We start from the raw sequence: 10515 nt of genomic DNA on the forward strand, positions 1-10515 counted from the left end.
GATGTTCATCAGCCCGACCACGCCAAGCTCGATGGCGATGCGCCGGGTGAACTCGCGGATGTTGTCGACATGTCGCGGGGCGATGCTGATCGGCGGGATGACGCAGGCCGAGTAGCCGGAATGGATGCCGGCTTCCTCGATATGCTCCATGATGCCGGCGACGAAGGTGTCCTTGCCGTCCGACAGGCAGTCGACGTCGACCTCGGTAGCGTCGGCCAGATAGCGGTCGATCAAGAGCGGGCGCTTGGCGGAGACGACCAGCTCGGACGGGCGGTCGAGCGTCGCCGAGAGGCGCGCGATATAGCGGTCCACCTCGGCGCGGTCGTGCACGATCTCCATGGCGCGGCCGCCGAGCACATAGGACGGACGGATGACGACCGGGAAGCGCACGCGCTCGGCGATGGCCGCGGCCTCCGCCGGCGTCGCGGCGATGCCGCTCTCGGGCTGGCGCAGGCCGAGCTTGTCGATCAGCGCCTTGAAGCGGTCGCGGTCCTCGGCGAGGTCGATGGCGTCGGGCGAGGTGCCGAGGATCGGCACGCCGGCCTCCTCCAGCGCACTCGCGAGCTTCAGCGGCGTCTGGCCGCCGAACTGCACGATGACACCCTTGACGGTGCCGTTCTCCTGCTCGCGGCGGATGATCTCCAGCACGTCCTCGGCCGTCAGCGGCTCGAAGTAGAGCCGGTCCGAGGTGTCGTAATCGGTGGAGACGGTCTCGGGGTTGCAGTTGACCATGATGGTCTCGTAGCCCGCCGCCGTCAGCGCGAAGCAGGCGTGGCAGCAGCAGTAGTCGAATTCGATGCCCTGGCCGATACGGTTCGGGCCGCCACCGAGGATGATGACCTTCTCGCGGTCAGAGGGGGCGGCCTCGCAGACGGGCGCGCCGTTCTGGCCGTCCGTGCCCGACAGCACCAGACCACGCTCGTAGGTCGAATACATGTAGGCCGTGGGAGAAGCGAACTCCGCCGCGCAGGTGTCGATGCGCTTGAACACCGGGCGCACGCCGAGCGCCTTGAGCTGAGCGCGCACCTCCGCCTCCGTCTTGCCGGCGAGCTTCGCGAGGCGGGCGTCCGAGAAGCCCATGGACTTCAGGAACCGCAGGTGCTCCGCCGACGCGGGCAGCCCGTGCGCCTTGACGCGCGCCTCGACGTCCAGGATCTCCTGGATGCGGGCGATGAACCACGGGTCGATCTTGCATGAGGCGTGTACCTGCTCGGCGTCGAGGCCGAGCCGCAGTGCCTGGGCGACCTTGAGCAGGCGGTCCGGAGTCGGGCGGCCCAAGGCGGCGCGGATGACGTTCTTGTCGTCGCCCTGGCCAATGCCCTCGAGCTCGATGTCGTCGAGGCCCGTGAGCCCCGTCTCCATGGAGCGCAGCGCCTTCTGCAGGCTTTCGGCGAACGTCCGTCCGATAGCCATGGCCTCGCCCACCGAGCGCATGGCCGTGGTCAACGTGGTGTCGGCGCCCTGGAATTTCTCGAAGGCGAAGCGCGGGATCTTGGTGACGACGTAGTCGATGGTCGGCTCGAACGAGGCCGGTGTCGCCCCGCCCGTGATGTCGTTTTCCAGCTCGTCCAGCGTGTAGCCGACGGCGAGGCGGGCCGCGACCTTGGCGATCGGGAAGCCGGTGGCCTTCGAGGCCAGCGCGGACGAGCGCGAGACGCGCGGGTTCATCTCGATGACGACGAGGCGCCCGTCGGCCGGGTTGACCGCGAACTGCACGTTCGAGCCGCCAGTCTCGACGCCGATCTCGCGCAAGACCGCGATCGAAGCGTCGCGCATGATCTGGTATTCCTTGTCGGTCAGCGTCAGCGCCGGCGCGACGGTGATGCTGTCGCCGGTGTGCACGCCCATCGGGTCGATGTTCTCGATCGAGCAGATGATGATGCAGTTGTCCGCCTTGTCGCGGACTACCTCCATCTCGTACTCCTTCCAGCCGAGCAGGCTCTCGTCGATCAGGATCTGGCCGACGGGCGAGGCGTCGAGGCCCGAGCGGGCGATGGTCTCGAACTCCTCGCGGTTGTAGGCGACGCCGCCACCGGTGCCGCCGAGCGTGAAGGCGGGGCGGATGATGGCCGGCAGCCCGATCTGGTCGAGCGCGCGCATGGCTTCCGCAAAGCCCGCCTGGATGTCATAGCGGACGATCTGGCCGGCCGCGTCCCTGATCGGCGGCGAGGAGGCAATGGCGGCGCGCGGGCTCTCGAGGCCAATGCGGTCCATGGCCTCGCGGAAGAGTTTGCGGTCCTCGGCCTTGTCGATGGCCTCGGCGCGGGCGCCGATCAGCTCGACGCCGTGCTGGGCGAGCACGCCCTGCCGCTCGAGCGCAAGCGCGGTGTTGAGCGCCGTCTGCCCGCCCATGGTCGGCAGCAGCACGAGCTTGTCGTTCGGCCGCGCGCGCCGCTCCTCGGCGATGATCTTGGCGACGATCTCGGGCGTGATCGGCTCGATGTAGGTTGCGTCCGCCAGCTCCGGATCGGTCATGATCGTGGCCGGGTTCGAGTTGACCAGGATGATGCGATAGCCCTCGGCCTTCAGCGCCTTGCACGCCTGCGTGCCGGAATAGTCGAACTCGCACGCCTGGCCGATGACGATGGGGCCGGCGCCGATGATCAGGATCGCGTCGATATCTGTGCGTTTGGGCATGGCGAGGGCGGTTCTATTCGAGGCTTTGCGGTTTGGCTATAGCGGAGACGCCGCGTTGGGGCTTCCGGCTCTGCGACCTGTTGAAACGTGATTTTTTCGTTGTCCGCACAGCAAACGAGGGTGCCGTCGGACACCCTCGCGTCAAACAAGCGTATCGCCCGGCCTCGCCCCCCTCGCTCGCGGCGCGCCCTCTCGCGCGGCCAGGCTATTTCTTGACGTCCTTCGGCGGCTCGATGTCGATCTTGTCCGGATACGTGTAGATCTCCTGGAAGATCGGCTTGTCGAGGTAGCCGGGTCGGGCCAGCAGGCTGCGCGCGGGCAGGCCCGTCTTGGGGTCCAGATAGACGAGGCGCACCGCCTCGTTCTTAGTGGTGGGCTCGGTCTTCTTGCCAGGAACGCCAGGCGGCGGCTCGTCGATGCCGCGATAGCCGCGCAGCTCGCGGCCCTCGACGGTCTCCGTGCCGATGCACTCGAACTTGCCGACCTCCTGGTAGACCTGGGCGATGCTGCGGATCATGTACTGGACGAGCTGGTCGGCCTCTCCCGAGGGCGCCTCCTTCCAGCCTTCGCCGTTGTTGGTCCAGGCCTTCTCGCCGACGACGATGCTCTCGACGGCCTTGCCCTCGGTCAGCGGCGTCAGCACTTGGCGCATACGGTCAGGCGTTGCGTACTCGACGACCATCTTGGCGGGGCCTGCCTCGGTGATCATGTTGGTCTCTTTGCGAATGAATTTCTGCTTGCCCTGCGAGTTCACCGCGAGGGCGACCTCGGTCGAGCAGTCGGCGAGCGCAGGGCCGGCCGCCAGGCTGCCGAGGACAATGGCAATACTGCCGAGCGTCAAACGCATGGTTTCGTTTCCTCCATGACCGCCTTGCGACAGGTGGACAGACCCCGGATTCCTGCTCGCGTCGGGCTGCCGGCCACGCAATGGCACGGCGTCCCGCACACGGCAAGATCCGATATCAGTACGGTTTCTCGATATTTATGTCGGTCGGGTAAGTGAATACGCCCTTCACGATCGGATCGCCGCTCGCGTCGGGCGCACCCACGACGTTGAAGGCCGGGAGCCCGGTCTCGGGATCGACGTAGATCGTGCGCGCCAGCACCTCTCCGGTATCGACCTTCTCCGGCGCCGTCTGATAGGCGCGGTACGCCTTGCCCTCGAACGTCACGTCGCCAAGGCAGGCGAAATCGGCGGTGACCCGCGGCGGCGCGAACGCCTCCTGCACCTGAAGCGTCACCACGCGGGCGTGCATGGGCTGCAACTCCTCCCATCCCGCTCCGCTGCCCAGGTTGCTCCAGGCCCACTTGCTGATGCCGATGGTCTCGATGCTTTCGCCGCCGGCGGTCGCCTTGCGGTACATCTTGTCCGGCGGCTGGAAGTCGAAGCGCTGCCGCTGCTCCGTGCCATCCTGAGCCTGCGTGACCACCTCGGTGCGCCAGGGCTGCTTCTGCTGCTTGATAAAGGCCGCCTCGACCTCGGCCTTGCCGTCGCAGGCGATGACGGATGGGGCCGTCGCCGCCAGGGCAAGGAAGGATGCGACAAGACATAGGGTACGCATTGGACGTTTCTTAACTCCCGGTTTGATTGTATGAGCGCGGCTCATGTTTTGATTGGCGCGCATCCTATACATCGGGCTGGGAAAAAGTCGATCATTGCGCGGGAAAGTTACCCGCAGCGAGTTACCGCTCAGACTTGACCGGCGCGCCGCGCCGCTCGCGCATCTTGTTGACGAAGCGCGTGAACAGGTAATGGCTGTCCTGCGGACCCGGGGACGCCTCGGGGTGGTACTGGACCGAGAACACGGGGCGCCCTTCGAGCTCGAGCCCGCAGTTGGTGCCGTCGAACAGCGAGACGTGGGTCTCCACGACGCCCTTGGGCAGCGTCTCCCGGTCGACGGTAAACCCATGATTCATCGACGTTATTTCCACCTTCTCGGTGGTGAAGTCCTTGACCGGATGGTTGGCGCCGTGATGGCCCTGGTGCATCTTCCGAGTCTTGGCGCCGAGCGCGAGGCCGAGCATCTGATGGCCGAGGCAGATGCCGAACAGCGGCAGACCGGAGTCGACCAGCTTCCTGATCTCGGGCACGGCGTATTCGCCGGTCGCGGCTGGATCGCCGGGGCCATTGGAGAGAAACACGCCGTCGGGTTTGCGCTCCAGGATGTCCTCGGCCTTGGTGGTGGCCGGCACCACCGTCACCTTGCAGCCGGCGGAGGCGAGGCAACGCAGGATGTTGCGCTTCAACCCATAGTCCACTGCCACGACATGGAACTCCGGGTTCTCGTTGCGCCCGTAGCCCTCGCCCCACACCCAGCGCGTCTCGTCCCAGGTGTAGCTCTGCCCGCTCGTCACGTCGGGCACGAGATCGAGACCGAGCAGGCCCGGCCATGCCTTGGCCTCGGCCTTGAGCTTGTCGAGATCAAACGTGCCGGACGGATCGTGCGCGATGACGGCGTTCGGCATGCCCTTCTCGCGGATGCGCGCGGTGAGCGCGCGCGTGTCGATGCCGGTGATGGCGATGATGCCCCGCTGCTTGAGCCAGGCATCGAAGTGGGCGGCAGCACGGTAGTTCGACGGGTCCGTGATCTCGGCGCGCAGCACGGCCCCGCGCACGCCCGAGCGCGCGGCGAGGTTCGAGGTCTCGGTGTCCTCGCTGTTGGTACCGATGTTGCCGATATGCGGGAACGTGAAGGTGATGATCTGGCCCGCGTAAGAGGGATCGGTCAGGATCTCCTGGTAGCCGGTCATGGCGGTGTTGAAGCACACCTCGCCGACGGCGCTGCCGGTCGCGCCCAGGCCGACACCCGAGATGACGGTGCCGTCGTCGAGCACGAGGCGAGCCGTGTCGGGCGTCTCGGTCCAGGGCGCGGGCGTGGAGGTCATTGGCTGCGGGCTCGTGTCTAGGCTCGCGCGGGTCGGTCTCGCGCGCATCCCGACGCGCAAGAGAGGTCCGCTCGAAGCCGGGTCCATGGATCGCGGCGGACCCTATGCGAGGCGGCCCACCGCGTCAAGAAATGGGCACAAATGGGGCGTTCGCAACCCCGTCACTCGGTGAAGGCGGCGAGATTCGCGAGCGTGGATGTCAGGCCGGCCTCGTGATCGGCGGCGGTGATGCCCTCCGGCACGTTCTCGCAGACGACTGTGACCTCGGTGCCGCCGTCCACGGGCGCAAGCGTCGTCGTGATCGTCATCTCGCCCGCGAATGCCGGATCGGGCGTGTCGAAGCGGACGCGCTCCACCACGCGCTGCTCAGGCACGAACTCCAGAAATCGCCCCTCGACGACATCCGTGTTCGCGCAGGATTTTCCGCGCGAAGCGGGATTGCTCTCGTAGATCAACGCCATTCGGTAGGTGCCGCCTTGGCGGGCTTCAAAAGCGAAGATCTCGCCGCGCATGCCCTTGGGCGGACGCCACGCGGCGACGGCATGCGGGTCGACAAGCGCCTGGTAGATCGTGGCCGGTGGTGCCGCGATCACGCGCGACGCACTGTCGGTTCTCCCGTTGCTGGACACGCTCTCTCCTCCCTCGCGCTCGGCGCGCCGCCGTCCTATATAGGCGCCGAATACTTTGCCGCTAAACGAGGTTCCCCATGCGCGCGCGCATCACCCAGGACGTCAAGGACGCCATGAAGTCCGGCGACAAGCCGCGGCTCACGACGCTGCGCCTGACCACGGCCGCCATCAAAGACCGAGAGCTTGGCGTCGGCGGCGCGCCGACCGAGGTTGGCGATGCGGAGGTCGTGGCCATCCTGCAGAAGATGGTGAAGCAGCGCCGCGAGAGCATCGCCACGTACGAGAAGGCGGGCCGCACCGACCTGGCGGACCAGGAGAAATCCGAAATCGCCATCCTCGAGGGCTACCTGCCGAAGCAGATGGACGAGGCGGGGGTGAAGGCGGCCGTCTCCGCGCTGATCGCGGAGCTTGGCGCGGCGGGGCCCAAGGACATGGGCCGCGTCATGGGCGCGCTGAAGGAGCGCTATGCAGGCCAGATGGACTTCAGCAAGGCCAGCGGCGTGGTCAAGGAGTTGCTGAAATAGCGAGACACCACTTCCTTCTCCCATCGGGAGAAGGTGCCCCGGAAGGGGCGGATGAGGGGCCGGTCCTGCGCTCCGACGGAGCCGTATGACAAGTCCCTCACCTGCCCTCCGGGCATCCTCTCCCGTCACGGGAGAGGAAAAGAGTTGGCGCGCTGCCCCCTGTGGATTGTGCTCACAAGAGAATTTGCTTCGCGAGCCCGGCACGGGGAGCACACGCGAATCGCGTAAGTCTAACTTACGTTTTTCGCGTATACGCGCCCGCGGACCCTTGAAACACCATGCGATTTTCGCCTCATCTCCTGGACGAGATCCGTGCCCGGCTCCCGGTGAGCCAGGTCGTGGGCCGCAAGGTCGCGCTCAAGCGCAAGGGGCGCGAGTACTCCGGGCTGTCGCCGTTCAAGGTCGAGAAGACGCCGTCGTTCTTCGTCAACGACCAGAAGGGCTTCTACCACTGCTTCGCCTCGGGCGAGCACGGCGACATCTTCACGTTCCTCATGAAGACCGAGGGCGTGAGCTTCCCCGAGGCCGTCGAGCGGCTTGCCGAGGAAGCCGGCGTCGCGCTGCCCAAGTCCGACGCCCGCGACGAGGCGCGCGAGGATCAGCGCACGCGCCTGCTGGCGCTGATGGAGGAGTCGGCGAAGTTCTTCGAGGTGGCACTCGCCGGTTCCGCCGGCGGGGAGGCGCGCCGCTACATCGAGAAGCGGGGCCTGAAGCGCGAGACGCTCGCCACCTTCCGCATCGGCTACGCGCCGAACTCGCGCTCGGCGCTGAAGGAGCATCTGGCCAAGGCCGGCTTCACGCTCGAGGAGATGACGCTCTCGGGCATGCTGATCGCGGGCGACGACATCCCCGTCGCCTACGACCGCTTCCGCCACCGCGTGATGTTCCCGATCGGGGATGCCAAGGGCCGCATCGTGGCGTTCGGCGGCCGTGCACTCGATCCAGACCAGAACGCCAAGTACCTGAACTCGCCCGAAACGCCGCTCTTCCACAAAGGGCATCTGCTCTTCAACGCGCACCGCGCCCGCGCCGCCGCCCACGACAAGCAGCGGGTCATCGCCGTCGAAGGCTATATGGACGCGATCTCGCTCTCGGAAGCTGGGTTCACCGAGACGGTGGCGCCGCTCGGGACGGCGCTCACCGAGGACCAATTGCAGCTCCTCTGGCGCATGTCCGCCGAGCCGATCCTGTGCTTCGACGGCGACAGCGCCGGCAAGCGGGCCGCGTTCCGGGCCGTCGATACGGCGCTGCCGCACCTCAAGCCGGGCGCTAGCCTCATGTTCGCCTTCCTGCCGGACGGGCTCGACCCCGACGACCTCGTGCGCCAGCAGGGGCCGGCTGCGCTCGACGCCTGCCTCGGCCGCGCAAGGCCGTTGATCGACGTGTTGTTCGAGCGCGAATGGGGGCAAGGCGACTGGTCGACGCCGGAGCGGCGCGCGGGGCTCGAAAAGACGCTCAAGGGGCTGATCGGCCGGATCGCCGACGAGAGCGTGCGCGCCCACTACCGGCAAAGCCTCGGCCAACGTCTGACGGCAGCCTGGGCGCCGACCATCGGCACTGGGGGCCAAGGGTCGCAGGCCGGCGTCGCCGGCGGCGGACGTTGGGGGACGGCGCCGCCCTGGCTGCGCGGCGGCGGACGCGGGTTGCGTAACGCGGGGGCGCCCTCGAATTTCCGCCGTGGACCGGCCGGGCGCAGCTTCCCGCCCAATCTCGGGCAGGGGGCGGAGCACCTTAACCCAAGCTCCAGCCTCAGAAAAAGCGCGCTCGTTGCATCCGAGGGCGGGCTGCCGCCCTATCGCGAGGCCCTGCTGCTCAAGGTGCTGCTCAACCATCCGTGGCTGATCGAGGAGCAGGCGGAGGCGATCGCCGGCCTGCCGTTTACCTCGACTGCGCTTTCCGCGCTACGGGACGCGATCCTTTCGGCCCACGCCCTTGATAATTCACTTGACACGGAAACCCTTCGAACCCACTTGAACAAATCCAGTGTCGGCAAGGTTTTGACCCTTGTCGAACGGGCCGTTTCGCACAAGTGCGATCGATTTGCGGAGCCCGAAGCCGGGCGCACCGAGGTGGAGGATGGCTGGCGCCACGCCCTCGCGATGCATGATCGGCATGTGGGGCTCCAGCGATCGCTGGAAGCGGCCGAGCAAGCTTGGCATGAAGATCGCAGCGAAGCGTCTTTTGCCCGCATCTGCGATCTCAAGCGGCAGCTCGAGCTCGCGAGCGGGGCAGATTCGTTCGATGTGGCCGCCGGGCTCGGTCACACGTCTTGACGATAGGGGGAGCGCCACGTCCGGAATTGCGACCTGCTCGGCCAGCCAAGGGCGGAGTTTCGGCTTCCATGAAGCCGGAACCGCTTTCCTGCATACGAACGGCGGCCGCCCGCGCAGCCCGGATATCGACGCCTGCCCTGCCGGCAACACCGAATTCTCCGCGGCCCGCGAGGCCGGCGGGGTCCCACTCTGAAACAATCGGGCGCCTGAGCGCCTTCCCTCACTCCATTCGCGACGGTTGAGACACATGGCAAACGCTGCAAAGAACGACGAGCAGGACACCGCGACGGCTGAACCCGCAGAGCGCGACAGCCCGTTGCTCGACCTGTCCGACCAGGCGGTGAAGCGCCTGCTCAAGACGGCCAAGGCGCGCGGCTACGTCACCCTCGACGAGCTCAACTCCGTGCTGCCGTCGGAGGAGGTGTCCCCCGACCAGATCGAGGACACGATGGCGATGCTGTCCGACATGGGCATCAACGTCGTCGAGACCGAGGAAGGCGAGGAGGGCGCGGACGCGGCCGCGCCCGACGCCGACGAGGAGGACGGCCGTGCCGTCGCCGTGCCGGGCCTGCCCGCGCGCTCGGAGACGCGCGCCGAGCCGGCCGAGCGCACGGACGATCCGGTGCGCATGTACCTGCGCGAGATGGGCTCGGTGGAGTTGCTCTCGCGCGAGGGCGAGATCGCCATCGCCAAACGCATCGAGGCCGGCCGCGAGGCGATGATCGCCGGCCTCTGCGAGAGCCCGCTGACCTTCCAGGCCATCATCATCTGGCGCGACGAGCTCAACGAAGGCAAGATTCTGCTGCGCGACATCATCGATCTCGAGGCCACCTACGAGGGACCCGAGGCCAAGGCGCCGCCGGCGCTGCCCGGCGAAGGCGCCGAGGACGGCGAAGCCCCCGCCGAGGGCGAGGACGGCGCTGCACCGGCGCAGGGCGAAGGCGAGGACGAGGACGAGTTCGAGAACGCGCTCTCGCTCGCCGCCATGGAGGCCGAGCTCAAGCCCAAGGTGCTCGAGACGTTCGACCGCATCGCGGGGACCTACAAGAAGCTCAGAAAGCAGCAGGATAAGAAGCTCGAGCAGCAGGTGGCGGGTGAGTCCGGCTCGCGCCAGCAGCAGAAGGCCTACGACAAGCTGCGCGAGGAGATCATCACCGACGTCAAGAGCCTGTCGCTCAACAACGCGCGCATCGAGAGCCTGGTCGAGCAGCTCTACTCCATCAACCGCCGCCTCGTCGGCCTCGAGGGCCGGCTGATGCGGCTTGCGGACAGCTACGGCGTGCCGCGCCAGCAGTTCATCGACGAGTACTTCGGCAACGAGCTCGACCAGACGTGGCTCGACCGCATGGCCGACAACGGCAAGAAGTGGGCGCAGCTCATCAAGAACGAGCGGCCGCAGATCCAGCAGATCCGCAAGGACATCCACGAGCTGGCGACCGAGACCGGACTTGAGATCACCGAGTACCGCCGCATCGTCAAGGCCGTGCAGAAGGGCGAGCGCGAAGCGCGCCAGGCCAAGAAGGAGATGGTGGAAGCCAACCTTCGCCTCGTGATCTCGATCGCCAA

8 protein-coding genes are annotated in these 10515 nt (G+C 67.1%); 3 read left to right on the forward strand and 5 right to left on the reverse strand.

Translation table 11 applies throughout. The annotated features are described in order from the left end of the window. The 5 genes from carB to IT540_RS19210 all read right to left on the reverse strand — a co-directional run. Nucleotides 1-2637: carbamoyl-phosphate synthase large subunit (gene carB / locus IT540_RS19190; protein ID WP_291181418.1), on the reverse strand; the 2637-nt coding region annotated here is incomplete at its 3' end. A gap of 205 nt (nt 2638-2842) precedes the next feature. Beyond that, nucleotides 2843-3484, reverse strand: coding sequence for a hypothetical protein (locus tag IT540_RS19195; RefSeq protein ID WP_291181420.1), 642 nt, complete (start codon nt 3482-3484; stop codon nt 2843-2845). 115 nt (nt 3485-3599) lie between these two features. Beyond that, entirely contained in the window at nt 3600-4199 is a 600-nt protein-coding gene (locus IT540_RS19200) for a hypothetical protein (protein WP_291181422.1), read from the reverse strand. A 121-nt stretch (nt 4200-4320) separates the two neighbouring features. Further along, entirely contained in the window at nt 4321-5523 is a 1203-nt protein-coding gene (gene carA / locus IT540_RS19205) for a glutamine-hydrolyzing carbamoyl-phosphate synthase small subunit (protein WP_291181424.1), read from the reverse strand. A gap of 161 nt (nt 5524-5684) precedes the next feature. Next, nucleotides 5685-6152 (reverse strand): SRPBCC family protein, encoded by a 468-nt coding sequence (locus tag IT540_RS19210; protein WP_291181426.1) that lies wholly within the window; start codon nt 6150-6152, stop codon nt 5685-5687. A 77-nt stretch (nt 6153-6229) separates the two neighbouring features. On the opposite strand from IT540_RS19210, the gene IT540_RS19215 reads away from it, so the two are divergent. The 3 genes from IT540_RS19215 to IT540_RS19225 form a co-directional block, all read left to right on the forward strand. Then, nucleotides 6230-6676, forward strand: coding sequence for a GatB/YqeY domain-containing protein (locus tag IT540_RS19215; protein WP_291181428.1), 447 nt, complete (start codon nt 6230-6232; stop codon nt 6674-6676). 278 nt (nt 6677-6954) lie between these two features. Beyond that, nucleotides 6955-8949, forward strand: coding sequence for a DNA primase (dnaG, locus tag IT540_RS19220; RefSeq protein ID WP_291181430.1), 1995 nt, complete (start codon nt 6955-6957; stop codon nt 8947-8949). A gap of 247 nt (nt 8950-9196) precedes the next feature. Beyond that, the coding region (locus IT540_RS19225) for an RNA polymerase sigma factor region1.1 domain-containing protein (protein WP_291181432.1) at nt 9197-10515 on the forward strand (1319 nt) is incomplete at its 3' end.

Origin of the sequence: Hyphomicrobium sp. (assembly GCF_020852195.1) — a bacterium.
In the GTDB taxonomy this organism is placed as follows: Bacteria; Pseudomonadota; Alphaproteobacteria; order Rhizobiales; family Hyphomicrobiaceae; genus Hyphomicrobium_C.